This window comes from Microvirga sp. ACRRW (genome assembly GCF_022346925.1).
In the GTDB taxonomy this organism is placed as follows: domain Bacteria; phylum Pseudomonadota; class Alphaproteobacteria; order Rhizobiales; family Beijerinckiaceae; genus Microvirga.
Genome location: NZ_JAKRNJ010000003.1, coordinates 223,234 through 249,830, shown reverse-complemented (window position 1 = coordinate 249,830; position 26,597 = coordinate 223,234). Strand labels below are relative to the sequence as shown.

General features: G+C 62.8%; 33 protein-coding genes. 17 read left to right on the top strand and 16 right to left on the bottom strand.

The window, feature by feature from the left end; genetic code table 11:
• The first annotated feature begins 22 nt into the window (after positions 1 to 22).
• The 6 genes from MHY87_RS08525 to MHY87_RS08500 all read left to right on the top strand — a co-directional run bounded on the left by MHY87_RS08525 (position 23) and on the right by MHY87_RS08500 (position 5,959).
• Positions 23 to 322, top strand: a complete 300-nt coding sequence (locus MHY87_RS08525) for a copper-binding protein (RefSeq protein ID WP_239351022.1) — start codon at positions 23 to 25, stop codon at positions 320 to 322.
• Positions 323 to 388: 66 nt separating this feature from the next.
• Positions 389 to 1,096, top strand: coding sequence for a copper-binding protein (locus tag MHY87_RS08520; protein WP_239351020.1), 708 nt, complete (start codon positions 389 to 391; stop codon positions 1,094 to 1,096).
• Positions 1,097 to 1,206: 110 nt separating this feature from the next.
• Positions 1,207 to 1,752 carry a hypothetical protein gene (locus MHY87_RS08515; protein WP_239351018.1) on the top strand — a complete coding sequence of 182 codons (546 nt, stop codon included), beginning with the start codon at positions 1,207 to 1,209 and terminating at the stop codon, positions 1,750 to 1,752.
• Between the two features lie 134 nt (positions 1,753 to 1,886).
• Positions 1,887 to 3,071: an adenylate/guanylate cyclase domain-containing protein gene (locus MHY87_RS08510; protein ID WP_239351016.1), complete on the top strand. Its 1,185-nt coding sequence runs from the start codon at positions 1,887 to 1,889 to the stop codon at positions 3,069 to 3,071.
• Positions 3,068 to 3,505, top strand: a complete 438-nt coding sequence (locus MHY87_RS08505; protein WP_239351015.1) for a YqaA family protein — start codon at positions 3,068 to 3,070, stop codon at positions 3,503 to 3,505. Before MHY87_RS08510 ends, MHY87_RS08505 begins: the two co-directional genes overlap by 4 nt.
• An 87-nt stretch (positions 3,506 to 3,592) precedes the next feature.
• Positions 3,593 to 5,959, top strand: a complete 2,367-nt coding sequence (locus tag MHY87_RS08500) for a heavy metal translocating P-type ATPase (RefSeq protein WP_255726476.1) — start codon at positions 3,593 to 3,595, stop codon at positions 5,957 to 5,959.
• A 124-nt stretch (positions 5,960 to 6,083) separates the two neighbouring features.
• Here the strand turns inward: MHY87_RS08500 and MHY87_RS08495 are convergent, their stop codons facing one another.
• Entirely contained in the window at positions 6,084 to 7,670 is a 1,587-nt protein-coding gene (locus MHY87_RS08495; protein ID WP_239351014.1) for a Fic family protein, read from the bottom strand.
• 357 nt (positions 7,671 to 8,027) lie between these two features.
• On the opposite strand from MHY87_RS08495, the gene MHY87_RS08490 reads away from it, so the two are divergent.
• Together MHY87_RS08490 and MHY87_RS08485 are read left to right on the top strand one after the other, a co-directional pair.
• Entirely contained in the window at positions 8,028 to 8,543 is a 516-nt protein-coding gene (locus MHY87_RS08490) for a hypothetical protein (protein WP_239351013.1), read from the top strand.
• 118 nt (positions 8,544 to 8,661) lie between these two features.
• Complete coding sequence (locus tag MHY87_RS08485) at positions 8,662 to 8,904, top strand: DUF2933 domain-containing protein (protein WP_239351012.1); 243 nt, start codon at positions 8,662 to 8,664, stop codon at positions 8,902 to 8,904.
• Between the two features lie 234 nt (positions 8,905 to 9,138).
• Here MHY87_RS08485 and MHY87_RS08480 read toward each other — a convergent pair whose 3' ends face one another.
• The 4 genes from MHY87_RS08480 to MHY87_RS08465 all read right to left on the bottom strand — a co-directional run bounded on the left by MHY87_RS08480 (position 9,139) and on the right by MHY87_RS08465 (position 10,954).
• Positions 9,139 to 9,438: a DUF5676 family membrane protein gene (locus MHY87_RS08480; RefSeq protein ID WP_239351011.1), complete on the bottom strand. Its 300-nt coding sequence runs from the start codon at positions 9,436 to 9,438 to the stop codon at positions 9,139 to 9,141.
• Positions 9,439 to 9,578: 140 nt separating this feature from the next.
• Positions 9,579 to 10,229 carry a DUF305 domain-containing protein gene (locus tag MHY87_RS08475; RefSeq protein WP_239351010.1) on the bottom strand — a complete coding sequence of 217 codons (651 nt, stop codon included), beginning with the start codon at positions 10,227 to 10,229 and terminating at the stop codon, positions 9,579 to 9,581.
• Entirely contained in the window at positions 10,136 to 10,468 is a 333-nt protein-coding gene (locus MHY87_RS08470) for a four-helix bundle copper-binding protein (protein WP_239351009.1), read from the bottom strand. Before MHY87_RS08470 ends, MHY87_RS08475 begins: the two co-directional genes overlap by 94 nt.
• Before the next feature lie 126 nt (positions 10,469 to 10,594).
• Positions 10,595 to 10,954, bottom strand: coding sequence for a hypothetical protein (locus tag MHY87_RS08465; protein ID WP_239351007.1), 360 nt, complete (start codon positions 10,952 to 10,954; stop codon positions 10,595 to 10,597).
• Between the two features lie 157 nt (positions 10,955 to 11,111).
• Between MHY87_RS08465 and MHY87_RS08460 the strand changes: the two genes are divergently transcribed.
• The 4 genes from MHY87_RS08460 to MHY87_RS08445 all read left to right on the top strand — a co-directional run bounded on the left by MHY87_RS08460 (position 11,112) and on the right by MHY87_RS08445 (position 13,274).
• Positions 11,112 to 11,384, top strand: a complete 273-nt coding sequence (locus tag MHY87_RS08460) for a metal/formaldehyde-sensitive transcriptional repressor (protein WP_239351005.1) — start codon at positions 11,112 to 11,114, stop codon at positions 11,382 to 11,384.
• A gap of 68 nt (positions 11,385 to 11,452) precedes the next feature.
• Positions 11,453 to 12,448 carry a CDF family Co(II)/Ni(II) efflux transporter DmeF gene (gene dmeF, locus MHY87_RS08455; RefSeq protein ID WP_239351003.1) on the top strand — a complete coding sequence of 332 codons (996 nt, stop codon included), beginning with the start codon at positions 11,453 to 11,455 and terminating at the stop codon, positions 12,446 to 12,448.
• 83 nt (positions 12,449 to 12,531) lie between these two features.
• Positions 12,532 to 12,789, top strand: a complete 258-nt coding sequence (locus MHY87_RS08450) for a heavy-metal-associated domain-containing protein (protein WP_239351001.1) — start codon at positions 12,532 to 12,534, stop codon at positions 12,787 to 12,789.
• Positions 12,790 to 12,800: 11 nt separating this feature from the next.
• Positions 12,801 to 13,274: a DUF411 domain-containing protein gene (locus MHY87_RS08445; protein ID WP_239350999.1), complete on the top strand. Its 474-nt coding sequence runs from the start codon at positions 12,801 to 12,803 to the stop codon at positions 13,272 to 13,274.
• Between the two features lie 88 nt (positions 13,275 to 13,362).
• Here the strand turns inward: MHY87_RS08445 and MHY87_RS08440 are convergent, their stop codons facing one another.
• From MHY87_RS08440 to MHY87_RS08430, 3 genes are read right to left on the bottom strand one after another with little or no spacing between them, the layout of a single operon-like run.
• Positions 13,363 to 13,524, bottom strand: coding sequence for a hypothetical protein (locus tag MHY87_RS08440; RefSeq protein WP_239350997.1), 162 nt, complete (start codon positions 13,522 to 13,524; stop codon positions 13,363 to 13,365).
• A gap of 40 nt (positions 13,525 to 13,564) precedes the next feature.
• On the bottom strand, positions 13,565 to 13,903 hold the full coding sequence (locus MHY87_RS08435; RefSeq protein ID WP_239350995.1) for a hypothetical protein: 339 nt from the start codon (positions 13,901 to 13,903) through the stop codon (positions 13,565 to 13,567).
• A 26-nt stretch (positions 13,904 to 13,929) separates the two neighbouring features.
• Positions 13,930 to 14,223 carry a four-helix bundle copper-binding protein gene (locus tag MHY87_RS08430; protein WP_239351499.1) on the bottom strand — a complete coding sequence of 98 codons (294 nt, stop codon included), beginning with the start codon at positions 14,221 to 14,223 and terminating at the stop codon, positions 13,930 to 13,932.
• Between the two features lie 750 nt (positions 14,224 to 14,973).
• On the opposite strand from MHY87_RS08430, the gene MHY87_RS08425 reads away from it, so the two are divergent.
• From MHY87_RS08425 to MHY87_RS08405, 5 genes are all read left to right on the top strand, one after another.
• Complete coding sequence (locus MHY87_RS08425) at positions 14,974 to 15,318, top strand: hypothetical protein (RefSeq protein ID WP_239350993.1); 345 nt, start codon at positions 14,974 to 14,976, stop codon at positions 15,316 to 15,318.
• A 279-nt stretch (positions 15,319 to 15,597) separates the two neighbouring features.
• A complete protein-coding gene (locus tag MHY87_RS08420; RefSeq protein WP_239351497.1) occupies positions 15,598 to 15,957 on the top strand; it encodes a FixH family protein in 360 nt (119 codons plus the stop codon).
• Positions 15,957 to 17,483 carry an efflux RND transporter periplasmic adaptor subunit gene (locus MHY87_RS08415; RefSeq protein ID WP_370644884.1) on the top strand — a complete coding sequence of 509 codons (1,527 nt, stop codon included), beginning with the start codon at positions 15,957 to 15,959 and terminating at the stop codon, positions 17,481 to 17,483. The genes MHY87_RS08420 and MHY87_RS08415 overlap by 1 nt, the downstream gene beginning before the upstream one ends.
• Entirely contained in the window at positions 17,480 to 20,668 is a 3,189-nt protein-coding gene (locus tag MHY87_RS08410) for an efflux RND transporter permease subunit (RefSeq protein WP_239350991.1), read from the top strand. Before MHY87_RS08415 ends, MHY87_RS08410 begins: the two co-directional genes overlap by 4 nt.
• A gap of 177 nt (positions 20,669 to 20,845) precedes the next feature.
• A complete protein-coding gene (locus tag MHY87_RS08405; RefSeq protein WP_239350990.1) occupies positions 20,846 to 21,265 on the top strand; it encodes a cytochrome c in 420 nt (139 codons plus the stop codon).
• 114 nt (positions 21,266 to 21,379) lie between these two features.
• Here the strand turns inward: MHY87_RS08405 and MHY87_RS08400 are convergent, their stop codons facing one another.
• The 8 genes from MHY87_RS08400 to MHY87_RS08370 form a co-directional block, all read right to left on the bottom strand.
• Positions 21,380 to 22,687, bottom strand: a complete 1,308-nt coding sequence (locus MHY87_RS08400) for a type II toxin-antitoxin system HipA family toxin (protein WP_239350989.1) — start codon at positions 22,685 to 22,687, stop codon at positions 21,380 to 21,382.
• Entirely contained in the window at positions 22,687 to 23,145 is a 459-nt protein-coding gene (locus tag MHY87_RS08395; protein WP_239350988.1) for a helix-turn-helix domain-containing protein, read from the bottom strand. Before MHY87_RS08395 ends, MHY87_RS08400 begins: the two co-directional genes overlap by 1 nt.
• A 178-nt stretch (positions 23,146 to 23,323) precedes the next feature.
• Positions 23,324 to 23,683, bottom strand: coding sequence for a cytochrome c oxidase assembly protein (locus MHY87_RS18965; protein ID WP_370644874.1), 360 nt, complete (start codon positions 23,681 to 23,683; stop codon positions 23,324 to 23,326).
• A gap of 34 nt (positions 23,684 to 23,717) precedes the next feature.
• Positions 23,718 to 24,374 (bottom strand): thioredoxin domain-containing protein, encoded by a 657-nt coding sequence (locus MHY87_RS08390; protein WP_239350987.1) that lies wholly within the window; start codon positions 24,372 to 24,374, stop codon positions 23,718 to 23,720.
• Complete coding sequence (locus MHY87_RS08385) at positions 24,367 to 24,843, bottom strand: disulfide bond formation protein B (RefSeq protein ID WP_239350986.1); 477 nt, start codon at positions 24,841 to 24,843, stop codon at positions 24,367 to 24,369. Before MHY87_RS08385 ends, MHY87_RS08390 begins: the two co-directional genes overlap by 8 nt.
• A 3-nt stretch (positions 24,844 to 24,846) precedes the next feature.
• On the bottom strand, positions 24,847 to 25,476 hold the full coding sequence (locus MHY87_RS08380; RefSeq protein ID WP_239350985.1) for an SCO family protein: 630 nt from the start codon (positions 25,474 to 25,476) through the stop codon (positions 24,847 to 24,849).
• Between the two features lie 8 nt (positions 25,477 to 25,484).
• Positions 25,485 to 25,988: a copper chaperone PCu(A)C gene (locus tag MHY87_RS08375; RefSeq protein WP_239350983.1), complete on the bottom strand. Its 504-nt coding sequence runs from the start codon at positions 25,986 to 25,988 to the stop codon at positions 25,485 to 25,487.
• A 211-nt stretch (positions 25,989 to 26,199) separates the two neighbouring features.
• Positions 26,200 to 26,583 (bottom strand): hypothetical protein, encoded by a 384-nt coding sequence (locus MHY87_RS08370; protein WP_239350981.1) that lies wholly within the window; start codon positions 26,581 to 26,583, stop codon positions 26,200 to 26,202.
• Between the last annotated feature and the right edge of the window lie 14 nt (positions 26,584 to 26,597).

Below are 26,597 nucleotides of genomic sequence, written 5' to 3'. Positions count from 1 at the left end.
TGAAAATCCAAAGGAGCTTTCCATGAAACGCATCAACTTCGCCGCTGCTGTCCTGACTGCCGCGCTGACACTCTCAGGCGCCGCTCTCGCGCAGGGCCTTCCGACCGTCTCCGGCACCGTCGAGAAGGTCGACACTGCACAGAGCAAGATCACCATCGACCATGGCGCGATTCCGAACCTCAACATGGATGCCATGACGATGGTGTTCCGTGCTCAGGATCCCGCCCTGATCAAGGACGTGAAAGCCGGCGACAAGGTTCAGTTCACGGCCGATCGCGTGAACGGCCAGATCTCCGTCACCTCCATCAAGAAGAGCAAGTAAGATTGAAGCCGCCCCGTGCGAGATATTGTCCGCGCGGGGCGGTCCCTCTGTCTTTGGAGAGACCCCATGAAACTCTTGACTGCCACTCTCACGGCTGCTGCGTTGACGCTTGTTGGCGCTGTCGTTTCTGCACAGGCTCAGCCCTCCAAGGGAGCGCCCGCTGCCTATGAACGCGTTCGCGAGGTCATGAACGACCGCTTCAAGGACATGAAGCTCGCAGGCGCCCCCGACAAGGATTTCGCCGCGCTGCTCATCGCCCATCATGAAGACCTGATCTTCCTTGCGCGGACCCAGTTGGAGCACGGTGCCGACGAGCAGCTTCGCCGGGTCGCACAGAAGATCCTCGACGAGCAGCAGAAGCAGATTTCCGAACTGAAGGAATGGCAGGTCCGCAATCGGCAGGCAGATTATCGCGCCCGCCTGGACCAGCCTCCTCACGGATCCGGGCCACTGGATCAGCGCGGGACGCAAACGGCGCAAGCCGCTCCGGCTCCGACTGCGCCGGCTCCCGCAGCCACACCCGCGCAGCCCGCGTCACCTGCAAGCCAGGCCCCGATGGTTTCGGGAACCGTCGAGAAAGTCGACACGGCCCAGAACAAGATCACGCTCGATCATGGTGCGATCCCGAACCTGAACATGGATGCGATGACCATGGTGTTTCGCGTCCAGGATCCGGCGCTCCTGAAAGGTGTGAAAGCCGGCGACAAGGTTCAGTTTCAGGCCGACCGGGTGAACGGCCAGATCTCCGTCGTCAGCATCCGAAAGGCACGCTAGCCCCGTTGTTCCGCCTGCCCACAATGGGCGGAGCGTCGCCGGCTGCTGCTGTTCTTCCAGGTCCACAGCAGCGGCCGGCGACAAATGACAGCAAAAACAGGATGTGTTTAGTGTTTACATTGCGAAATCTCATTGTTGGTGTTGCGGCCACTGCCGCCGTCTCCGTCTTTTCATTTTTTCTGCCTTGCTCCGCCATTGCCGATGACGAAGGAGCCGTTTTCGGAGAGGTCACCGTTTCGAACATTGCGGCCACGCCAGCCCGCGTCGGTGAGACGACGATCATTACTTTCTCGATCGAGAACACAGGGAGCGACGGCATTCTCATCACCGGATTGCAGCTGCCGGGTGGAGAGCCTTCAAAAGTCATGGGAGCCTTCGGACAAGGGCAGAGAGGCGAGATCGGCACTCTGCCCGTCCAAGCTGGCGCCACCGAGCATCTCGATGGCACAAAGGTTTGGATCGAGGTCGGTCCCCTTGCCCAGGATCTCCATCCCGACACAACTGCGCCCGCGCTCCTTGTGCTTGGCTCCTATGAGAGCCCGCTGACGCTCCACGTGGGACCAGTCGCCACAGGATCGATCCGGAGCACAGGCCTCGGCCCCACGAAGATCGCCGACCACGCTCCGGCGCCACACGGCTCACGCTCCAGATGCTGATGCTTGCCAACCCTCCGGATCCGCACACGCGCGCAACCGCCGTCCGGGGGAGAACTAGAACTGTCGGACTTCCGGAGCATCTGGAGCAAGACTTCGACCGTCGGGCTTTAGTGCCGCGGCTTCTGGTTCTGACCATGCTTGGCGTCGGCGCTTTCCTCGAATACGGCCATGGCCACCGGGAGGGCCACTGGATCGTCCTGATGGTCTATGGGCTGACAACAATCGTTCTGGCGTTGGCATCGCGCCCTGGCGCAGGATGGGCATGGTTGCCATGGGCCGCCACGGTGACCGACGCCGCCCTGGCAGTCTACGTCATCGCCGACCATCTGCCACGCGATGCGCACGATCTCTTCCTCGCGACGGATGCGGTCAGTCTCCTGCCGGCCATTCTCCTGCTGGTTCAAACCGGAATGAGATTAAGGCGCGATCTTGTGGCCACCTTTGCCGGAATTGTCACTGGCGGCTGGCTCGCCTCGCTTGCGCTGCTCCAGTACTCCGCAACACTGCCTGCAAACGGCATCACGCCCGCCTTCACGTTCCGGCAGACGATGGGGCTCATTTCATTCGCGGTCACCGCGGGATTCGTTCTCTATGCCGTGCATCGAACGCGGCTGGCCTGGGCGGCGGTTCTGAAGGCGCGATGGGACCGGATGCTCTTGTCGCGGTTTCTGCCGGAGGGGATCGCCGCGGAGGTTGTGTCGAGCGAGGACATGACCGAAATCACCGAGCGTCATGCATGCCTGCTGGCCGTCGACATCCGCGGCTTCTCCGCGCTCACCCGGGATCGATCGGCGCGCGATATCATCGACGATCTCATGGCGTTCCGGCGCTTTGTGCACGACGCCGTCTCGCGTCAAGGCGGCATCGTCGACAAATATCTAGGAGATGGAGTGCTTGCGGTTTTCCTCAGCGGAACGCCCGAGGAGCAAGCGGCCCAGGCATTCGACGCGGCCGAGGAAATCCTGCGCCCCCTGAACACATGGCAAAGCCACGACGAAATGCCCTCGGGCACCCATGTCATCGCCACGCTCCATTGCGGCTTGGTCCTGGCCGGCGTCTTCGATGACGGGCGGCGCGCCGAGTTCACGGTGCTCGGCCCTGCGATGAACGCACTGCCACGAATGGAGCGGCGGTCCAAGGAAGCCAATCTAGGGGTCGTCGCGTCAAAGAAATTCCTTCACCTACTCGCACCCTTCAGACGCGAGCGGCTCGACGCTCGCCCGGTCCCACGGCGGCTTGGGGATGAGGACCTGCCGGACCTGTTGTCGGTCCGTTTCGTTGGGAGCAAGGCAGCCTGCCATGAAGGATCCACCCGTTGAACCACATCCTCGAATATGCCGGACTGTTCGCGGCGGCGTTCCTGTCCGCGACGGTTCTGCCGTTCCAGTCCGAGGTCGTGCTGTTCGGGCTCCTGGTCTCGGAGCACTACACGAGGTGGCTGCTCGTGCTCGTGGCGAGCATCGGCAACACCCTCGGTTCGGCCGCGAACTGGCTGCTGGGCCGCCTGCTGGCTCGCTTCGAGGACCGTCCCTGGTTCCCGGTCAAGCGCGAGGCGATCAAGCGCGCCGAGGCTTGGTATCGCCGCTACGGCCGCTGGTCGCTGCTATTGAGCTGGCTGCCCTTCATCGGCGATCCGCTCACGATTGTCGCCGGCGTGCTGCGGGAGCCATTTCCAGTCTTTTTCGCCATCGTCGCGGTAGCGAAGACAGCCCGGTACTTCGCCGTGGTGGCCCTGACGTTTGGATGGTTCTGAAGACGACACCGATTGAGATGCTTGACCTTCCCATCGTGGGAAGCCCCAGTCTTCCCGTATCGCAATGAAGCATAAGCGAGAGCTGCCATGACCCACAGCCCGACCACGAGCGAGCAAGGCCACGAGGGCCACGCCCATCACCATGAGCCTGCGGCGGATACCGGGAAGGTGAAGGATCCGGTCTGCGGGATGCTGGTCGACCCACATACGACCTCGCATCGGGCGCAGTACGAGGGCAAGCCGTATTACTTCTGCTCCTCGGGCTGCCAGTCGAAGTTCATGGCCGAGCCTGCCAAGTATGTTGCGCAGAAACCCGAGAGGAAAGCCGAAGCCGTTCCCGAGGGCACGATCTACACCTGCCCGATGCACCCTCAGATCCGCCAGGTGGGCCCCGGATCCTGCCCAATCTGCGGCATGGGGCTCGAACCCGTCCTGGCGACGGCGGAGGCGGGTCCCAGCCACGAACTCGTCGACATGACGCGCCGCTTCTGGATCGGTCTCGTTCTGTCCTTGCCCGTCGTGGCGCTGGAGATGGGTGGCCATCTGACGGGACTGAGCCACTACGTCAGCCAGCAGCAGTCAAACTGGATCCAGATGCTGTTGGGCACTCCGGTCGTGCTGTGGGCCGGCTGGCCCTTCTTCGTGCGTGGCTGGCAGTCGCTCGTCACGCGCAACCTGAACATGTTCACCTTGATCGCCATGGGCACAGGCGTGGCCTGGATCTACAGCATGGTTGCGACGCTCGCGCCGGATGTGTTCCCGGCAGCGTTCCGCGGCCAGAGCGGCGCAGTGGCGGTCTATTTCGAGGCGGCCTCCGTCATCACAGTGCTGGTTCTCCTTGGGCAGGTGCTCGAGCTGCGCGCCCGTGAAACCACCAGCGGGGCGATCCGCGCCTTGCTCGATCTCGCGCCCAAGACGGCCCGCAAGATCCTCTCCGACGGTACGGAGCAGGAGGTGCAGCTCGACACGGTGCAGGCGGGCGATCGCCTGCGGGTGCGCCCGGGCGAGAAGGTTCCGGTGGACGGCGCGGTGCTGGAGGGGCGCAGCTCGGTCGACGAGTCGATGGTGACGGGCGAGTCGATGCCCGTCACCAAGGAGGTCGGTGCCAAGGTGATCGGCGGCACCATGAACCAGTCCGGCGGCCTCGTGATCGAAGCGCAGAAGGTTGGCCGCGACACCATGCTGTCGCAGATCGTCCAGCTCGTAGCGGAGGCGCAGCGCAGCCGTGCACCGATCCAGCGTCTGGCGGACCAAGTCTCCGGCTACTTCGTGCCGGCTGTGATCGGCGTGGCGGTGCTCGCCTTCATCGCCTGGGCAATCTGGGGACCTGAGCCGCAATTCTCCTACGGCCTCGTGGCGGCTGTCGCGGTGCTGATCATCGCCTGCCCCTGCGCGCTGGGACTTGCCACGCCGATGTCGATCATGGTCGGCGTCGGGCGTGGCGCCGGAGCCGGCGTGCTGATCAAGAATGCGGAAGCACTGGAGCACATGGAAAAGGTCGACACGCTTGTCGTCGACAAGACCGGGACGCTCACGGAGGGCAAGCCGGCTGTGACGGCGATCGTCCCAGCGGAGGGCTTCGCGGAGACCGAGATTCTGCGCCTGTCGGCCAGCGTCGAACGGGCAAGCGAGCATCCGTTGGCAGTGGCTATCGTGGCCGCCGCCGAGAAGGAAGGCATCGCCACCGCACCCGTCGCGGACTTCGACTCCCCGACGGGCAAGGGCGCGCTCGGCACCGTCGAGGGCCGCCGCATCGTGCTCGGCAACAAAGCCTTCCTGGCAGAGCATGGCATCGACGTCGCGCCCTTGGCCGAGCAGGCCGACAGATTGCGGGAGGACGGTGCGACGGCAATCTTCGCCGGCGTCGACGGTAAGGTTGCGGGTGCCATCGCCATCGCCGATCCGGTCAAGGCCTCAACGCCCGAGGCTTTGGCGGGCCTGAAGGCGGAGGGCGTGCGCGTTGTGATGCTCACCGGAGACAACTGGACGACCGCGAAGGCCGTTGCCCGCCGGCTCGGGATCGACGACGTGGAGGCAGAGGTTCTGCCCGACCAGAAGAGTGCAGTCGTTCAACGCTACAAGTCCGCCGGCCGTGTGGTTGCCATGGCAGGCGATGGCGTAAACGACGCCCCTGCACTGGCCGCGGCGGATGTCGGCATCGCCATGGGCACGGGCACCGACGTGGCCATGGAGAGCGCAGGCGTGACCCTGCTTAAGGGCGACCTGACGGGGATCGTGCGGGCCCGGCGGCTGTCGCGAGCCACCATGCGTAACATTCGCCAGAACCTGTTCTTCGCCTTCATCTACAATGTGCTCGGCGTGCCTGTGGCCGCAGGCGTGCTCTACCCGTTCTTCGGCATCCTGCTCTCACCGATCATCGCGGCGGCCGCGATGGCGCTGTCGTCGGTCAGCGTGATCGGCAATGCGATCCGGCTGAGGACCGTGAGGTTGTAGCGCGTTCGTTCAGGCGAGGGGAAACGGCAAGGGTCCGGCCGAACCCTCGCGCTTGGAAGCACATTGGGGCCTGTGTCGGTACCCAAAGGTGTCGGCAGAAGGAATTCGGGGCGGCGGAGGCCGATCAGGGCTGGTGGGCAGATCCCTGCGGCAGGTAGGCCGGCTCCTCGCCGGCGGCGCGGCGGCGCGGCGGCGGGGGCTCGCGGCGGACCAGATCGGCAGCGAGACCCGCGAATGGCCTGATGTCGTGTTGAAGGCTCGCCGCGTCGAGAGACTGCATGTAGCGCTGACGCTCGTCGATCGGGATGACCGTCCACGGATAGCCCCCGGAGGCCAGCTGCGAGTTCATGATGAAGCGGCCGATGCGCCCGTTGCCGTCCGGCAGCGGGTGGATGTAGGTGAACACGAAGTGCCCCAGGACGGCCCGGACCCGCGGATCCTCCTCCGCCTCGAAGCTGTCGAAGAACGCGTCCATGGCATCCTGGACGGAAGCATGGGCAACAGGGACATAGCGCGAGCCGTCGAGATAGATGAAGTGCTGGCGATAGCCGGCGAGACGCTCCGGAAGGAACAGGCCGGCGGCGACCGAAGGCTGGAACATGGCCCGGAACCACTGCATATGACGCTCGGACACGACGGCAGCCGGGTTCGCACCGCCCAGAATGTCGGCGACGGCGCCCCGCACCAGCTTGAAGCAGTCGGCATAGCCCTTGGCAGCCAGCGCATTGCGCTGATCGCGGTCGCTCTGGGACCGTTCGGGACTCCATTCGCCGCGCCGGATCTTGTCGATGAGCTCGGGCGTGACCTGATAGCCCTCGATAGACAGCGAGTGGTAGGCATCCGAAACGTAGCGCTCGTCGAGAGCACTCAGGTAGGAGGCAGTGTCGTCGACCTCGGTCGGCTCGTCCTCGAAGGTCTCCAGGACGCCCGTGCGCATCTGCGCCCAGAGCGCGGTGATCCTGGCGGCGACAGGGGAAACGCGACGGCGGAACGAGAGCCCAGGAGGCACGTCCTGAAGCGGGTTTTCGCCCTCGGTTACCCGATGGCCCGCCGCCGTCATGGCGGCGACGATCTCGTCCGCGACCCCGATCCTGCCGATCGAGCGGAACGCCGTGGCGAGCCGCCCGGCGATCACCGAGTGGCCGCCGCGGATCAGCGGGTCTAGAACCTCCGCGGATGAACCAAGCGACGCCAGCGCCGCAAGGGCGGCAGGTCTCTCCTGCGCGAAGAAGGACGGCGAGGCCTTCACCAGCGCCTCGCCCAAGGGCATCACCCGCATGCCGTCCTTCACTTCGCTCGGCGGAACCTCGCCTCGGGAGCTGAACAGGGAGGTGTTGAAGGGAAATGCCTGATTAAGGTTGTTCCCCTTGGGGCTGACCACGATCACCTGGCGCGGCACCGTGTTCTCCCCGGCATGGAGCCGGAGAGAGGTCTGGGCATCGGCGGCCCACTCCGGTCCGAAGCGGTCCTCGCAATAGAGGGAAAGAAAGCGCCAGAAGTTGGCGAAGAACGGCGTGCTGTCGCCCATCCGGGCGGAGGGATCGACGACCATGACCCAGCCGGGCATGATCTGGCGCAGGTAGCCATGCTGGAGAAGGCGCTCGAGATGGGTACGGGACAGATCCTTAGACCGGAGGACGCCCGCCTGGCCTGTACCAAGCTCCCGGAGGCGCTCCAGCGATGCGGCAATCTTCTCGTTCAGGGTTGGCATGGGACCTCGGCGGCTTAACCTGGGGCGGGATAGGGATTATTATCCGACGCTGCATCAATCTTATTGAATGGCGCTTCATGATTTTTATTAAATAGTGTTTTTCTGAATTTATCAAACGATGTAGCGACAGGCCGGATCGGGGGTTCCCTCGACCGACAGCGAACGGGTCCAGAGTTGAAGCATCCTGACATGGACGCCCACCATGGACGTCACACTCAATCTCCCCCCACGCCGAAGACCTGGCGAACCGTCCTGATCGGCACTCAGTGAGAAACAGGCCATGCCCGCATGGCGACGCGTTCCAAAATGTAGTAGCTTTGCAGGGTGGGACGCACGCCTTGCTTCGGAGGGAAAGCCGTGACACCCTCGATGCACCCGTTGGCACCGCACGCGCTGCCAGTCTTCATCCCGTCTCCTGGCGGCACCGACTTTCTCCTGGTCGCGATGGCGATTTTTCTGATCGCGTTCGTGCTCGCGATCGGGCTCCTCTACATGAGGCTGCACCACCTTCCCGATCACATTGCTCATAAGTCCCAGAAGATTCAGTACGAGATCGTGGCCGTGTTGGGCTTGCTTGCCATGTTCACCCACATCCATGCCTTTTGGATCGCGGGACTGTTGCTGGCGCTGATCGACATACCGGATTTCGGCACTCCGTTGCGTCGCATTTCCGGTGCGCTCGATAAAATTGCCGCTGATCGCCGACGAAGGGTGGCAGGTGACGTGGACGGAAAGCGGCCAGGAGCACTGGAGCCGATTTTCGTGCCTCGGTCCGCTGCCCCGCCAAGCCGTGACAGAGAGCGATCCACCGAGACCGCGGAGACGAACGAACATGGCCCTGTCGATGGCGACATCCGCGCTGAAAGACTCTGAGCATGCCCGTCACCGGGATGCCCATGCCCTGATCGGTGTGATCGAGGTTTGAGCAAGATCAAAGCTGGTGATCCGCAAAGGGTTCAGAGTTATCCCTGTCCTGATTGGGAGGCCGCGCATGAATACCCCCAACACCACGCCGAACAATTCGTTGCCACCGACAAAGAACTGGCGGACCTCTTTGGTCGGCACCCCCTTGGGCTGGGCTGTCACGCTCGTCCTGGCCGTCCTCGGGCTCTACCTGTTCGCGACCCACACGGGCCATATGCTGAGCGCTTTACCTTACCTCCTCCTGATGGCCTGCCCACTGATGCACGTGTTCATGCATGGGGGCCATGGCCATCACGGAAAGCGCGAGTAACCACGCTCAAGCCTGACCGCCTGCGGTTGTCCTCAGCATTGGACTTGGGGTGCCGGCTGTCACCCACATTCTAGCGACCCTTCAGCTCCTGCTCATCGTTGTGGCGGCTCATGTCTTGAGTACATACGATAAGCATTGTCTGGAGGCTGTGATTTACTGCGTGTGCTGGGGACTCCTGACCCTGCTCGCAGCCCGTCTCATGGCATGCCTGTTCGGCATCACATGGTCGGCGTGTCAGCGCCCGATCATTCGGTTGTAGACAGGCACGAAGAGAACCGCCGCGAGCCATGCGGCCGCGGTGCTGCCCACAACGCCCTCAACGAAGGTCCGGACGAAGTTGTCGGGCTGTGTCGCTAACAGACTGACCCAACCGTGAGCCAGGCCCGAGGTCGGCCATACGAACGACAGCAGGTAGCAGATCACGAACAGACCCACGAGGGCGCTTGTCAACGCCCATCCGGTAGCCACGAGATTCATCGATGTCCCACGCGTCTGGGACGAGGACGGCATTGTCTCGATTGTTGAAACTGGCATGATCGCCTCCGCGATATTCCACCCCCACCGTTCATCGAACGCTCAATGGGGTCCCGGGTCATTGATCAGGATCAACCCGGTTTGCCGACGAGGCAGCGTGGCAAGCCCCCGCCGGATTACGGCGAGGGCTTTAGAGGGCTTTATTGAGAACCTTCTTTCTTTGCGTTTTTCTTCAGCCAGTCCTTCATCTCGGCGATTTCCTGCTCCTGCGCCTTGATCACCTTCTCCGCCATCTTCTTGGCCTCGGCATTGTCGCCCGTCTTCAGGACGACGCGGGCCATGTCGATGGCACCCTGATGGTGGGGGATCATCCCGCAGATGAAGGCGACGTCGGAGTCCTTGATCATGTGAGCCGCCATCATCGGGCCGTGCATCTTCATCATGGTTTCCATGTAGCCCTTCTGGGCCTCGTTCATGTTGGCCATCATGCCCTGCATGCCTTGCATCATGCCTGACATGTCCATGCCCTGCATGTTCTGCATCTGCCCGCTGGCCTGCACGGCCGTGCGGCATTCCTCCGGCAGGCTGTCAGCCGACATCGCCATCTGGCCTCCCGCAGGGTGCTGCATCTGTTGCTGCGGCTGGTTCTGTTGGGCCAGCGCCCCAATAGCGCCGGCGGAAACGAAGGTGGCCGCAAGGGCGATCATTCGGATGGTCATGTTGGGATCCTTTCGACAGTGTTTGATGGGCAGTAGGTTCAGGCCGCCATCTTGCGGCAGCTTTCCGCGCAACGGCGGCATTGGTCGACGCATTCCTGCATGCCGCCGACCTGCTCGCAGGACTTCGCGCATTCCTCGCAGATTTCCGCGCACTCGCGGCAGGTGTGCTTGTGATGGGGCGTGCCGATCAGCATGAAATGGGCCGAGGTCCGGCAGATCTCGGCACAGGCCATCATGAGGCGGAAGTGACCGGGCTCCACGTGCTTGCCGCCTTGCTCCAGGCAATGGCTCATCGCCATGCCGAGGCAGGTCTGGTAGCAGCGCAGGCATTCGTCGATGCAGGACTGCATCTCTTTCGACATGTGGTGCATGGTGGTCTCCTGAATTCCAGGCGCAGTGAGTTCACGGCCCGCAAAAGCACGGCGCCTGTCGCGCCGGCGGGCCAGGTTTCATGGCGAACGGGGAGCCACGTCGAGGCGTGCGGCCCCGTCTCTGGCTCAAATGGATTTCGGAGGGCGGTCGAGACCTGAGGGCGTGATGGGAACTGTTCCCCGGTCCCGCGGGATCGCTAGAGTGGTCCATGGCATCGGAGCAGTCGCCAGGCTGGCAAAGCCAGGCACGACGGCCATGACGCAACCGGGATGACAGCAGGACTGCCCCAACGTGTGGATCTTGCCGGCAGTCATATGGTCATGATCCGAGGAAGCCTGGCCGACCTGGGTCTTGTGTCCATGATGGGGCTGGACGACCATCGGCCCGCTCGCAGCTTGGGCGGCCGCATATAGCGGTGCGCTTGCGAGGCCTACTGCCAGCATCGCGACCGTCAAGAGACGGAGCATGAAGCGAAAGTGCGCCACGGCATCATCCTAGGGACATCTCGCCAACGGTCGCACCCCCGCTTAGTTCCGGACATATCCAGTCATCACATGGGTGATGGGCAGCGGACCTGGGACCATCTGTCTCTCGACATATAGGATACCCCCCTATATTACCTGCCGCAGGAGAAGAGGTGCCATGTCCCACACAGTCAAAGAGAAAGCCAAGCTTCTTGCCCGCGTCCGCCGCATCAAAGGACAGGTCGAGGCCATCGAGCGGGCTGTGGAGGAGGAGATCGGCTGCGCTGACGTGCTGCAGCTCGTCGCCTCCGTGCGTGGGGCCATGAACGGCCTGACCGCTGAGCTGATCGAAGATCACATTCACAACCACGTCCTGGAGGCCGCCGACGGCGCCGAACGGGCCCGCGGGGCGGGCGAACTCATTGAGGTGGTGCGAACCTACCTAAAGTAGCCATTGCCCCATCGCTGAACCCTTGAGGCCGCGCGCTTCCGTTCATTCATTCATTGCGAGACCATTCGATGCACACCCATTCCGTTGTCCCCTGGCAGCATGACCACGTCTTCCTGGGCAAGAAGCATGATCGCCACGAGCGCCGGACGTGGTTCGTGGTCGCCTTGACCGCAGTCATGATGGTTGCGGAGATCATTGCTGGCACGATCTTCGGCTCGATGGCTCTGGTGGCCGATGGCTGGCACATGTCGACCCATGCCGCCGCCCTTGCCATCGCGGCCCTGGCCTACCGCTTTGCCCGCAGACACGCTCACAACCCTCGCTTCACCTTCGGCACTGGCAAGATGGGCGAGCTTGCCGGGTTCTCCAGCGCCGTCATCCTGGCGCTGATCGCGCTGTTCATCGGCTATGAGAGCATCATGCGACTGCTGTCCCCGGTGGCGATCGACTTCGGCGAGGCAACGGCCGTGGCCGTCGTCGGTCTGCTGGTGAACCTGGGCAGTGCCTGGCTGCTCTTCGACGAGGATCACCATCATCACGGTCACCATCATCACCATGACCATGGTCATGGACACGAAGCAGATCATCACCACGCTCAAGATGATCATGATGACCACCATGGCCACGATACGAACATCCGAGCGGCTTACATGCACGTCCTGGCCGACGCATTGACCTCCGTGCTGGCCATCGTGGCGCTGCTGGCGGGCTGGTTCTATGGCTGGACCTGGCTCGACCCGGTCATGGGGATCGTCGGTGCTCTGGTGATCGCCCAGTGGTCCTGGGGCCTGATCCGGTCGGCCGGGGCCGTGCTGCTCGACACCGTGCCCAACCAGAAGCTCGCGGCTACGATCCGCGAGCGCCTTGAGACCGATGGGGACCGCGTGACCGATCTCCATTTGTGGCGCCTCGGCCCCGGGCATAGCGGACTGATCGCGGCGCTGGTTTCGAGCGATCCCCGCTCTCCGAGGGAGTACAAGGCGCAGCTCGCCGGGATCGAGGGCCTGTCGCATGTCACGATTGAAGTGAACGCCGAGGATCATAGGTCACATCAGACGGTCTGAGGGGACGTGGCGACGCCGCTTGACCTTGCCATCATGGAAAGGTGCAGGATGCATGTATCGATACTCGAATCGGAGACCATATCATGTGCGGATGCAGCACCCACCAGTCCCAATCGAGCCAGCCCTTGGAGCGCCATTCGGATGCCCTGACCCTGCGGGTCGAGGACATGACCTGCGGCCACTGTGCCGGCACGATCAGGAAGGCCATCGAGACGGGCCTGCCGGGCACCCAGGTTGAGGCGGACCCAGCCTCCAAACTTGTCTCGGTCCGCGGCAGCACCGATTTGACATCCATCAAGGCCCTCGTGACTGCGGCCGGCTACACCCCGACCGAAGCCTGAAGGAGGTTCCCATGCTACACCGCCGTCGTTTCCTGACCTTCCTCGGAGCCGCAAGCGTCGGCCTTGTCGCCCGGGCGGCCATTGCGCAGGAGCCCCTGCCGAAAGTTGTCGTGACCAAGGATCCATCCTGCGGATGTTGCTCCGGCTGGGTCGACCACCTGCGCCAGGCTGGCTTCTCCGCGGACGTAATCGAGACTTCCGAGATCAACCGCATCAAGGTGCGATTGGGCGTCCCGCAGGACCTTGCCTCCTGCCACACGGCGGAAGTCGGCGGTTACGTCCTCGAGGGCCATGTCCCCGCGGATGCCATCAAGCGACTTCTGATGGAGAAGCCGCAGGCCAAGGGCCTCGCGGTTCCGGGCATGCCCGTCGGCTCGCCGGGAATGGAGGTCGAAGGCGTCGAGAACGACACCTATGATGTCGTCCTGTTCGGGCCTGCGGGCCAGAAGACCTTTGCCCGGTATCGCGGGGTACAGCAGGTCTGACGGTGTTTGTCTAACCGGACGTAGATATCCTTAAGGTAGCACCAACATGGGCGGAGCTTGACTCACACTCCGCCCATCCCGTTTTGCGTTACTTCGTGGAGCCTGTCGGCTCGTTCTTGCTCTCGCTTTGGGCATGTTTCTCAACGACAGCGACCAGCTCCTTCATGCTCTTCTCGTTCTCAATGATGGTCTTCTCGGCGAGCTGCTTCGACGCTGCGTTATCGGCCCCTTTCAGGCCGGCCCGAGCCATGTCGATAGCACCTTGATGGTGCGGGATCATGGAGCATGACCTAGGCGACGTCGGCGTCCTTGGCCATCATGCCCGTCACCATCGGGCCATTCATCTTCATCATGGCCTCATGCAGACCCTTCTGAGTCTCATTCATTTGAGCCATCATCCCTTCCATGCCGCTCTGCATGGTTTGAGACATGTTGCCCTGCATGCTTTGCATCTGCTGCATCATCTGGCCCCCGCTGCCGGCCTGAGCTGCTGTGCGGCACACCTCGGGTAAATTCATCGCGTTCTGCTGCTGCCCTGCCATGGAGCTTCCCTGGCTCTGCTGGGCGATGGCGCTTGATGCGGCGATGGTAGCAACGGTGCTCGCGAGGAGTAGGACACGGATCTTCATGACAGTTCTCCATTTTGGGTAAGGAGTTAGGCTGCCATCCTGCGGCAGCTTTCGGCGCAACGACGGCAGGTGTCGACGCAATCCTGCATGTCGCCGACCTGTTCACAGGACTGGGCACATTCCTCGCAGATTTCCGCGCATTCGCGGCAGGTGTGCTTGTGGTGAGGCGTGCCGATCAGCATGAAGTGGGCGGAGGTCCGGCAGATCTCGGCACAGGCCATCATGAGGCGGAAATGGCCGGGCTCCACATGCTTGCCGCCCTGCTCCAGGCAATGGGTCATCGCCATGTTGCACCCGGGATGGCAGCAGACTTTACCCATAGCGTGGGGCTTGGATGAGGCACCGTGCCGATGGTCAGGTTGGCTGCTGCTCGCATGCATGGCATGCGCCTCCTGGGTAGAGATCCCAGGGCCACACGCCATCATTTGAGCGGACGCGGAAAGCGGGGCACTCCCGAGGCCGAAGGCGACCATCAAGCGGCCGATCACCACGCGAAGCAGAGAGGTCACTGCATCCCAAAGAGGTCAACGCGCCAACGGTGCACTGATCGTTCGGTTCCCCGGCATGCCCCGATGATGACACCGGATTCGGGAAACGCCTCTTGACCTTGCCATCGTGGCAAGGCGCAGAGTTCCGGCATCGTCAAGGCCAATTGGAGTTCACATCATGTGCGGATGCAGCACTTCCCAAGCGCAGGAGAACCTCGTGCTCGCCCCGCCGTACGGCTCCCGCGATGAGGATGAGACATGTCGGCCTACCGCCCCCTCAGTGAGACAATCCTGGCCGCTCTGAAGCAGGCCTGCGCGGAAGGTCACATGGATGTGGCCGACGATCTCCTCCGCGCGCTCGAAAAGCTGGACGGGAAACAAGGGGGCAGTACTCCCCTAGGGGAAGACCGCTCGGGACCTCCCAGACTGGTACCCTGCACCAAAAGCCTGAAGCGGGCCCATTGATGAAGCCTAGCCGCGAGGGCAGCTCTGGATGGCCGTCTTCGGGGAAGGTCAGCCCATGTGACGAGCACGTGATCTGAAACGCCTATTAAAATTCGCCAACTTGTGAAACTTTAAGGCATGTCACTCTGGTCAGCCCTTTCCCGGTTTCTCGCGATCCTTGCGGTCGTGAGCCTTGTCGTCAGCGGTGCATCCGCCGCGTCGGCAGGCGCTGGGCTCAAGGATTCCGCACCGATGGTCACAATGGCTGACGACATGTCCTGTTGTGACCAGCAGCCGCCTGACTGCAACGACATCAAAGCCTGCCCCTTCGCCGTGCTCTGCGTTGCCAAGTGCTCCCAGAGCGTACCGATGGCCGGCTCGGTGCTGGTCCGTGCCGCGCACGTAGCGCAGCACGTTCCCTACTTGGCGCGACTTGTCGACGGCCTGCCGGCGCCGCCTCCGGACCATCCTCCCAAAGCCTAGTCCTGCGCTGGTCCGGACCAGCGCCACATCCACGTGACCGCGCGTCGCGCGGCGGATCTTGCATCGTACGGTGTCGGCCTGCCGAACCCGCGATGTTCTCAATGCACATGACTAGGTTGCAGACAGATGTTTACCTTCACCAAAGGCCGTGCCCGCGCGGCGGCCTTCGCGGGACTTGTCCTGATCGGCGCAGCCGTGGTCGGCCTCACGACAACAGACTGGGCGGTCCAATCAGGTTGGAGCCCAGCCTCATGGGCGAAGGCAGCGGCAGGATGGGGACTGGCAAGCCCCGCCACGCTACCCCCGGTTTCGACCGCTGCTCTCAAAGACCATGCCTTCGAGCTCGTCCAAAGTGAGATCAAGCAGGGTGAGGCAATGGTGGACGTGCGCCTCACCGACAAGCGCTCCGGAAAGCCTGTCCCGGGAGCGGTGATTTTCGCGCGACGGATCGACATGACGCCGGACGGCATGCCCACGATGACAGCACCCATCGATTTGATGCCCTCGCCCGAGCCCGGGATTTATCGGTTCAAGACCAACCTGACGATGGAGGGCGGTTGGCAACTTTCATTGGCCGCGAAGATGCAGGGCAAAAGCGGCACGGTTCAGAGCCGGCTTGTGCTCAAGGCGGTGCCATGATGGATCGGATGACCCCATCCCACAACGTCGAGCCATCCGAGCGCCGGCCCTTGGACCGCCCGCAGACCTCCAGGCGCATTCGGACCGCTGCCTTGGTACTCCTGGCTCTTGGAGCCGGCATCTGGCTTGGCCTCCGTGCGGGCCAGGGCGACCTCTCCCTGCCGGGCGGCATTGCGCTCCCGAGCTGGCTTGTTTCCGTCCCGGGAAATAACGGTTCCTCCCCCGCAGCGAACGGCTCGATCGCCTATTACCGGGACCCCGACGGCAAGCCCTTCTACTCCGCCGAACCGACGAGGACGGAGGATGGCCGGGATTACGTCGCCGTGCGGGCCAGCGAGGACGTGAGCTTCGAGGACAAGCCCAAGGACACGCCAACCGCTCCCAGTGCAGCCAATCAGGAGGGTGGGAAGAGGCTTCTCTACTACCGCAATCCCATGGGTTTGCCGGATACCTCGCCGACCCCTAAGAAAGACTCGATGGGAATGGATTACCTGCCCGTCTATGAGGGCGAGGCGGAGGATGGTTCGACCGTCACGGTCTCGCCCGGCAGGCTCCAGCGCACCGGGGTCCGGTCAGAGCCGGCAGAGCGCCGTGTCGTCACCCGTCCGGTCCGGGCCCCCGGCACGCTCAAGCTCGACGAGCGCCGCGTGGCCGTCATCTCCCTGCGCACCGAGGGCTTCATTGAGAAGGTCGAGAACGTTACGACGGGCGAGCGGGTACGCGCGGGTCAGCCTCTCCTGCGGCTCTACTCGCCGGAGATCTCCGCTGCCAGCGCCCAGTATTTGAGCGTCCTCAACGACGGAAGTGGAGCCGCCGGCCGTGCTGCGGTTCTCGAAGGAGCCCGCCGACGTCTCGAGAACCTCGACGTTCCACCCGAGGCGCTGACCGAGATCGAACGTGGGCGCAAGGTGCCGACCACGATCACCTGGTCGGCTCCACGGGACGGCCTCGTCCTGGAGCGTAATGCGACGGACGGAATGCGGGCCATGCCGGGGGACGTCCTGTTCCGGATTGCCGACCTCTCAATCCTCTGGGTGCTCGCGGACGTGCCGGAGCATGATCTGGGGGCTGTGCGTCTTGGGCAGGCCGTCACGATCCGGGTGCGCAGCCTGCCGGGCCAAACCTTCTCCGGCAAGATCAGCTTGATCTATCCGCAGGTGAACCTGCAAACCCGAACGGCCCGGGTTCGGATCGAAATCCCAAACCCGGATGGTCTCCTGCTCCCCGACATGTACGCCGACGTCGAGATCGCGTCCGGCGCCGCCAACCCTGTTGTGGCCGTGCCCGACAGCGCGCTGATCGATACCGGGACGCGCCAGGTCGTGATCGTCGACAAGGGCGAGGGCCGCTTCGAGCCCCGCCAAGTCAGGGTGGGTGCCAGCGGAAACGGCTATGTCGAGATCCGCGAGGGCGTGGCGGCGGGCGATCGGGTGGTCGTGTCGGCCAATTTCCTCATCGACGCCGAAAGCAACCTGAAGGCCGCACTCCACAGCATGACGGCTCCGACTGAGGAGAAAGTCCAATGATCGCCCGCCTCATCGCGTGGTCATCCCGCAACCTCACGCTCGTGCTGATCGGAACGGTGTTCGCCGTCGCGGCGGGGCTGTACTCCCTGCGCAGCCTGCCGCTCGACGCCATTCCCGACCTCTCGGACGTGCAGGTCATCGTCTACACGGAGTATCCGGGCCAAGCCCCGCAGGTCGTGGAGGATCAGGTCACCTATCCGCTCACCACGGCCATGCTGACGGTGCCGCAATCGAAAGTGGTGCGGGGCTTCTCGTTCTTCGGCGTCTCGTTCGTCTACATCATCTTCGAGGACGGCACCGACGCATACTGGGCCCGCTCGCGGGTGCTGGAGTACCTGAACGCGGCCGCACGGCGTTTGCCCGTCGGAGTCACCCCCAGCCTGGGCCCGGACGCCACGGGCGTGGGCTGGGTCTACCAGTATGCCGTGATGGCCAAGAACATGACCTTGGCCGAGTTGCGGTCGCTTCAGGACTGGGTGGTCCGGTTCGCGGCCGCAAAGGGCGAAGGCGTCGCGGAGGTCGCGAGCGTCGGCGGCTTCGTCAAGCAGTACAATGTCATCGTCGATCCGCGGCGGCTGCGTGCCCAGGGCATCTCGCTCCCGGCCTTGCGGGAGGCGATCCGTACCAGCAACGCCGATGTCGGCGGTCGCACGGTTGAACTCTCCGAGTTCGAGTTCATGGTCCGTGGCCGTGGCTATCTGAAAAGCGTCCAGGACATCGAAAGCATCGTCCTGAAGACGGACGCCGGCACACCGCTCCGCCTTGGTGACGTCGCGCGTGTCGAAATCGGGCCCGACGAGCGGCGCGGCATCACCGAGCTCAACGGCGAAGGCGAGGTCGCAAGCGGCATCGTCCTGCAACGGTTCGGAGCCAACGCGCTCAATGTGATCGAGAGCGTGAAGGCGCGGCTGACCGAGGTCGCTTCGAGTTTGCCGAAAGGTACAGAGATCGTTCCCGTCTACGACCGCTCGCAACTGATCGAGGCCGCCATCGAGACGCTCAAGGGCACGCTCATCGAGGAGAGCGTCATCGTTGCGCTCGTCTGCGTCGTGTTCCTGCTTCACCTGCGCAGCGCCCTGGTTGCCATCCTTATGCTCCCCGTCGGCATCCTGATGGCGTTTGGCGCCATGAAGCTCCTCGGGCTTGGGTCCAACATCATGAGCCTGGGCGGCATCGCCATCGCGGTCGGCGCGATGATCGATGCCGCCATCGTGATGATCGAGAACGCCCACAAGCACCTGGAGCGGGCGCCGCCGGACCAGCCACGTGTCGAAATCCTGATCAAGGCAGCGAGCGAGGTTGGGCCCGCACTGTTCTTCAGCCTGTTGATCATCACGGTCTCGTTCCTGCCGATCTTCACGCTGGAGGCGCAGGAGGGACGCCTGTTTGGTCCGCTCGCCTTCACCAAGACCTTCGCGATGGCGGCGGCGGCCGTCCTGTCCGTGACGCTGGTCCCCGCACTGATGGTACTTTTCGTGCGCGGGCGGATCGTCCCGGAGCACCGCAACCCGATCAATCGGTTCCTGATCTGGATCTACAGGCCCGTGATCCAGGGCGTGCTCAAGGCCAAAGGCCTCACCATCGTGCTCGCTCTCGTGGCGCTCGGCGTGACGGTCTGGCCGGCCCGCCAGCTCGGCTCCGAGTTCATGCCGGCCCTGAACGAGGGCACGTTGATGTACATGCCCACCACCTTGCCGGGCCTGTCCATCACCAAGGCGGCCGAACTCATGCAAACCCAGGACCGGATCATCAAGTCCTTTCCGGAGGTCGCTTCCGTCTACGGCAAGGCGGGACGGGCGCTGACCGCCACCGATCCGGCGCCGACGGAGATGTTCGAGACAATCATCACCCTAAAGCCGAAGAGCGAGTGGCGGCCTGGCATGACCATCGACAGCCTCAAGGCCGAGATGGACAAGGCGCTACAGTTCCCGGGTGTGTCGAATGCCTGGACGATGCCGATCCAGGCGCGCATCGACATGCTCTCGACGGGCATCCGCACGCCTGTCGGCATCAAGGTGTTCGGTACCGACCTCGCGGAGATGGAGCAGATCGCGCGCCAGGTCGAGGCTGTGGTCAAGGCGGTACCCGGCACATCGAGCGCCTATGCCGAACGGGTGATCGGAGGCTACTTCCTCGACATCGTGCCGGACCGGATGGCGCTCGGACGCTATGGCCTGACCGTCGGCGACGTGCAGGATGTGATCGCTACGGCTCTCGGCGGCGAAATGGTGACCAACACGGTCGAGGGCCGCGAGCGCTATAGCGTCAACGTGCGCTATCCGCGCGAGCTGCGCTCGAACCCGCAGGCCATCGCCACCGAAGTGCAGGTGCCGATGCCAAACGGAGGCGCCGTGCCCCTGGGCGAAGTCGCGAGCGTCAAGCTCACCCGCGGCGCGACCTCGATCCGCACGGAGAACGGCCAACTCGCGGTCTACATCTTTGTTGACATCACCGGACGCGATCTCGGCGGCTACGTCGCCGAGGCGCGGCAGGCGGTTGCGAACGAGGTCACGTTCCCACCGGGCTACTATGCCCAATGGAGCGGGCAGTTCGAGTACCTTGAACGCGCCAAGGCCCGCCTCATGACCGTTGTACCACTCACGTTGCTGATCATCTTCCTGCTGCTCTACCTCAACTTCAAGACGCTGACAGAAACGCTCATCGTCATGCTGTCATTGCCGTTCGCGTTGGTGGGCGGCATCTGGCTGATGTGGTGGCTCGGCTTCAACATGTCGGTTGCCGTCGCCGTCGGATTCATTGCGCTTGCCGGCGTCGCTGCCGAGACTGGCGTCATCATGCTGATCTACCTCGATCACGCACGTCAGGAAGTTCAGGCGGAGCGGGAGCACCAAGGCCGCCCATTCACTCGGGCTGACCTTTACGCGTCGATCATGATCGGCGCAGTGGAGCGTGTACGGCCCAAGATGATGACGGTGATCGCCATCATAGCAGGCTTGGTTCCGATCCTGTGGAGCAGCGGAACCGGATCCGAGATCATGCAGCGCATCGCCGTGCCGATGATCGGCGGCATGATTTCCTCGACCGTGCTGACGCTCGTGGTCATCCCGGCCATTTACGCGCTGATCAAGGGTTACCGCCTGCCTTACACCGTCAGCGTTGTCGACGGGATCCCGGATGTCAAAGGCCAGAAGTCTACACCAGCATGGTCGCGTGCAGTGGAATAAGGGTGAAACGGTGCCGCCGATCTTCGTCTCCAATCCAGTACCAAGCCAATCCGCATGGAATGCAGCAAAGTGGCTTCATATCCATGATGAGCATGATGGAGCCAGTGCACGGCGGCACCGGGCCACTCGAATCCAGGAATTTTGGAGATGAGAAAGCGGGCGGTGTTGGGAGGTCTCTTGATCGCCGGCGTTGTCGCGGCAGCTGCATTCGGCTGGCTCGGTGGCGGACGATCTTCGGATCAGATTGACCCGGACCAAATCAAGTTGGGCACCCGGCTTTACGCCGAACGCTGCGCGTCCTGTCATGGTGCGAAACTTGAAGGCCAACCGAATTGGCAGGAGCCACTGTCCGACGGACGCATGCCCGCACCGCCGCATGATGCAAGTGGGCACACCTGGCACCACAGTGATGCGGAGCTATTTACGATCACGAAGAAGGGTTTGGGGGCATTTGTGCCCGGATATCGAAGCGACATGCCGGCTTTCGAGGGCACGCTGTCGGACGAGGAGATCCGGGCAATTATCGCCTTCATCAGAAGCACCTGGCCACGGACGGAACGCGAATACCAGCGTGCTCGCAGCACAGCTAGATCATAGTGCGACCGGGAAGGATCCGGCCCCGGATCAGGTACGGCCTACCCCCTTCTCGCATATGTTCGATACGGCATGCCAAAACGTCAGCGATGACGCGAACGGCTTGGTTGCGTCTGTTTACGGGAGGGTTGCTCCGGGAACGGCAGCCACATTGAATTGGATGGCGCGCTCAATCTGGCTGTTTTTCATAGCAGGGCTGATCGCCCGGAAGTCGGCGGAGGTCATCCCGACGCTTGCTCCGATTTGACGCCATTCATCTCGGATCGTGGTTGCCATCGCAGCGGCTAGCGTACGTCCTTCGTCCTCATTCAGTCCGAAATACGGTGCCACATCGACTACCTTCTCGATATCGAGGGCATTTCCATGTATCTCGGAGATTGCGGTCTTCAAGGTTGTGCCCTCCTCCGGAACGGGATTGATGTCAAAGGCTGGAGAGAGCCCCCATTTGCCATTTCCTCGGTAGAGGAAACCGAGATTTCGCAGATGGTCGTCGGTGTTCTGGATGAGAACGTTGAACATCAGCCGACGATAGAGCTCTTGCCTGTCTCCCTCTGGATCATCGGAATGCACGAGCATCAGGTGGGCGACATCGACGTAGTTCCCTGGATCGGTTCCCGGCAGGCCCATAAAGGTCTGGGCCGAGATAAATGGAATGCGGATCTTGCCGGAACGGTCGAAGCGCTTGACCTTCGCGATCGGAAAGAGCTGGCCGCTCTCCAGGACATCCGCAGTGGAGGCTGAGATGCCGACGCGCTCGGCAAGCCTCAATGCCATGACCTCTGCACGCGCAATCGCGTACTGGTCATCGATCTTGGCGAGCTTGACGATCCACAGCGATCCATCGTCAGCAAGGGCATTCACCTTCGGGCGAGCGCCCCCCAGCGAGCCAACTGCGTTCTTCAACAGCCCGCCGCCCATCATCTCTGCGCGGCGCTCGCGATAACGGACGGGATCGGCCTCGAACGCTCGGGCTTCCGCGATCACCTGATTTAGATCGAGCAGTCTTGGAACCGATACGCCGCCTAGTCCTTCACGTGGAGGTGCGAGAGCCATCGCCTCGGCTTCGGGACCGTCAAAGTAGCGCAGTGCGCCGGATCGGAGGAAATCGTCCGACTCCAGAAGATAATCGAGATCAGACGTCACCCGTCCGCCCAAGGCGGCTTTGATGATGGCTCTCCCCCAAGAGTCCGGTGAGCCGTCGGCTATCGGTGACGGCAAAGATGAGCCGCCGACAGCCTTGTTCATGTAGAAAGGGGTCTCAGTGAGCGGCATGTGCGGTGCCAGCGGGAAGGCATTCCTCGACTTGAGCCAAGTTGGATCATAGGAGAACGCCGAGGTTTCTCGGTTCCCTGCTACGTCGACGATCAATTCGCCAACGGGAGCCGCCGCAGCACCGATGCGGACATAAATCTTGCGCGTCGGCATCACCACCCCACGTAGCCCTCGTTGGTCGACACTGGTTCGGATTCATCGGCATCGTCCGGAATCTCGGATTGCGATCCGCCTCGTCTGGAAATCTGCTTCGGAGCCCCTTGGCGCGTAAGCCCGCCGCGTCGCCTGGAGATCCGCTTCGGCGCGTCTTGGCGCATGAGCATGAGGCCAACCTCGTCCTTGGGTTGGTCGACGAGATTGCTGAGAAGATCGAGCCGTCCGAGCGCGAACAGAGCCATAGCGAGCGTATTCAGCGAAACGCCCGGGTCACCGATCTCAAGGCGGTACAATGTAGCCCGCGAGATCCCCATCTGCGCGGCGAATTCCTCGGCCGGGATACGCCGTGTGCGCCTCGCCAAGGAAATATCGTGACCGAGCTTTTTGATCGCCCGCGCCACGGCAGGAAAGATCGGCGAACCCTTTGTTGTCGGAATTCCGCTTTCAGGCCTCATGTTTCACATCCACGACGCTATCCGGTAATAAGTCTCATATATGAGACATAAAGGATTTTGTCGCAAGAGTCCAGAGAAGCGCACTTATGTCTTATATATGAGACAAAACAGCGTCCCCGGTATCATATATAAGACAAATCTGCCCGAACGACGCCGTCGGCGCCTATCGCTGGGAAAACTACCGTTCTTCGCCGGGAAGTACGTATGACAGGGTGATGCCGTGGACATCTGTCATGCCAGGATCGTTCGCAATGGCTGGGTCAATGAAGAGCATCACCGTCGCCTCCATGGTATCGCACGCCTTGAGGATGTTCTCCTGGAAGCAGAAGCATCCATCTTCATGAAGTGGCAGCCGGCCAGCTCGGGCAGGACGTTGAAGGTTTCTTACGATGCCGAGAAAACAGGGGCAGTGAGTTCCGACAGTTCGAATCCTGAAGACGCTCCTGGAAGATCTCCGAGATCCAACGGGAGCGTCCCCACTTTTGCTTGCCGATAAACTTTGGTTGTTGTCACATGCAGGCCGCGAAGGAGTAGGCACCTCCCTCCCACGCGCCCGGGCGAATGTTGGCCAATCAGGATCCCCCGCGCACCTGCTTCACCTCTTGCCCCACCAGATCATAGAGTTGCTGCGGACCGAAATCGGTCAGCGGCTTGCCGTTCACGAAGAAGGTCGGCGTCTGCCGCACATCGGCAACCTTCACGTCGGCGATGTCCAGCTCCAGCACGCGGTCGATGGCGTCGGAGGTCGCGTCGGCCTGCGCGCGCTGCACGTCGAGACCTGCCGCCCGCGCGAACTCCCACGCCTTATTCAGATCGGGTGTCCCGTGCATGGCCCATTGCGGTTGGTTGGCCAGCAAGGCTTCGAGAACAGGCTGGTATTTTCCCTGGATGCGTGCCGCCTCAAGGATCCTGACGGCAACGTCCGAACCTTCATGGAAAGGGGCATATCGCAGGACGAGCCGCACCTCGTTCGGAAAGGTGCCCATGATCTGTTTGACGATGGGATAGAAGGCCCGGCATGCCTCGCAGGACGGATCGAAGAACTCCACGATGGTGACCGGAGCCTGTGCTGGACCGATGATTGGTGAATGCGGCCGCACCAGGGTTTCGGACACGCGGGCGATCGCAGGCGGCGTGACCTTGCTGTAGCGATCGTAAAGGAATGCTCCGCCCACGAAGGCAATGACGACGACCAGAGCCGACAGGGCAATAAGGACACGCTTAGACATTGGATTTCCTCCGGCTGGCGGGAATGAGAAGGACGGCAATGGCGGTGAAGGCGACGAGCGACAGGTAGGGAAGCGGCAGGCCAAGGATGGTCATGTCGGCACTCGAGCAGGAAGGTCCCTGACCGCAGGGCTTGATCGTCTCGGGAACGACGCCGCCATAGAGCAGGGAGTGGAATGCGGCGATGAGCCAGCCGATCACGGCAACGGGCAAGGCATAGCGCCAGACGCTACCGTCCTCGCGGAAGGCCGCCACGCCCAGGATGATGGCAAGCGGGAACATGAAGACGCGCTGATACCAGCAGAGATGACACGGTGTCTGTCCCATGACCTCGCCGATGAACAACGCTCCGAAGGTAGCCACGAGCGCGATTGTCCAAGCGGCAAACAAGTAGGCCCACCCGTACCGAGCGGGTGTCGCAGGCTCTGCGGTCGGTACGGACCTGAGATGGCTGATGGTTGTCCGATTCATGTTCTATCCCTGAATGGCCCGGCGCAACTTGGCGAGCGCGGAAGCCTCATCCTCGTGGTAGTCGATCAGGCTGAGGAGTTCCCCGTTGGCATCGGTGACGATCACCGACGAGGAGTGATCCATCGTGTAGTTGTCGCCCTCGGTCGGCACCTTGCGGTAGGAAATGCGGAAGGCTTTTGCTGCCGACGCAACCTCCTCGGGCGTGCCTGTAAGCGCGACGATCCGAGGGTCGAAGCTCTCAAGATACGTTTTCAGGAGATCAGGCGTGTCCCTTTCCGGATCGACGGTCACGAAGACGACATTGAGACGCTCCGCATCGGGCCCGAGAGTCTTGAGATGTTGCGTCATCTCGAACAGGGTCGTCGGGCACACCTCCGGACAATGCGTGAAGCCGAAGAAGTAAGCCGTTGGCTTGCCCTTGAAGGTATCCTGGCTCACGCGTTCGCCGTGATGATTCACGAGCGAGAACGGGCCACCGATGGCGGGCACACCGGAGGTAGTGACCACGGGTTGCCTATTGCCACGTCCGAGCTTTTCCACCTGAATCCAACCAAGCGCAATGGCCCCGAACCCGAAGAGTGCGACGACCACCAGCGCCCAGGCCGCCCAGCGAATGATCTTGAGAGCCGACATGCTGATCCTCAGTGATTTCCGTGTGCGGAGGGCGCTTCGGGAGACGCCTGCGCTCCAATCCCGGCGACGTGGTATTTGATCTTGAGCACGCCTGCTTTCTCGAACACGAGCATGCCTGCGACCGTGTCACCCTGCTTCAGTCCCTGCCGCAGATTGACGAGCATGGCGTGCATGGTGCCCGGCTTCAGCTCCACCGTCTGACCGGGGCGGATCTCCAGCCCTCCTGTGACAGGCTCCATGCGGGCAACGCCATCGACGACCGTGGACCGATGCACCTCAAAGCGCTCCGCAATGACGGAAGATCCGGCGACCAAGCGGTCAGGCTCCGAGCCTGTGTTCGTAATCCGCATATAACCGCCGGCGACGGTCGCACCGCCGGGCGTGGCGCGAGCCCACGGCGTCTCCACCACGATGGAGCCTGCACGATAGGATTCGGAAGGTTGCGCCATCGCACCCGGCATGATGCCGATGGCAAGGGTGGAAATCAGGGCCGCAAGAAATGGTTTGGTCATTCGGGTGTCTTTCGCCCCTCGGTGGGGTCAGTCGTCAATGTGCGGTCAGGTGTCAGAGCTGACCTTGTCGCGAAGGTTCGCTGTCGGCCGCCATGCACAGGGAGACGGCGGGATCGGCCGATCTAAAATCGGCCATGGCCATGACATCAGCGGCCAGCCTCCACGCATAGCGATGGGTGGAGGCTTTTCGGCGTTTGCGCCGACAGTGGTCTTAAGCTTGTGGGGGTCGCGAAGGGGGAGCCTGAGCCAGCGTCTCCAGAGCGGCATCGTTCCCCGGGACCGGGGCATGCGCAGGGCTGGACCAGCGCAAACCCGCACTGGTCACCGAAACGTCCTGAACGACTTTGACATGGCACAGGGCGGCAAGCGGGCATGCCTTCGGGCTTTCCGGCATCGACGGCTGCGCCGGCATGCAGCACGGCACCTCGGCCGGCGCCCCATCATAGGAAGCTGAAGTACGAGCCAGTCCGGCATCGGTCGCCGCCACGAACGCAATCATCCCGCGGGCTTCCGCAGATGCGGCGAATGACGCAAACACGAATGTAGCGATCGCGAAGATCGAGAGCAGACGTGTGATGGCGGGCCAAGACTTCATGCCGGGAACCTCTC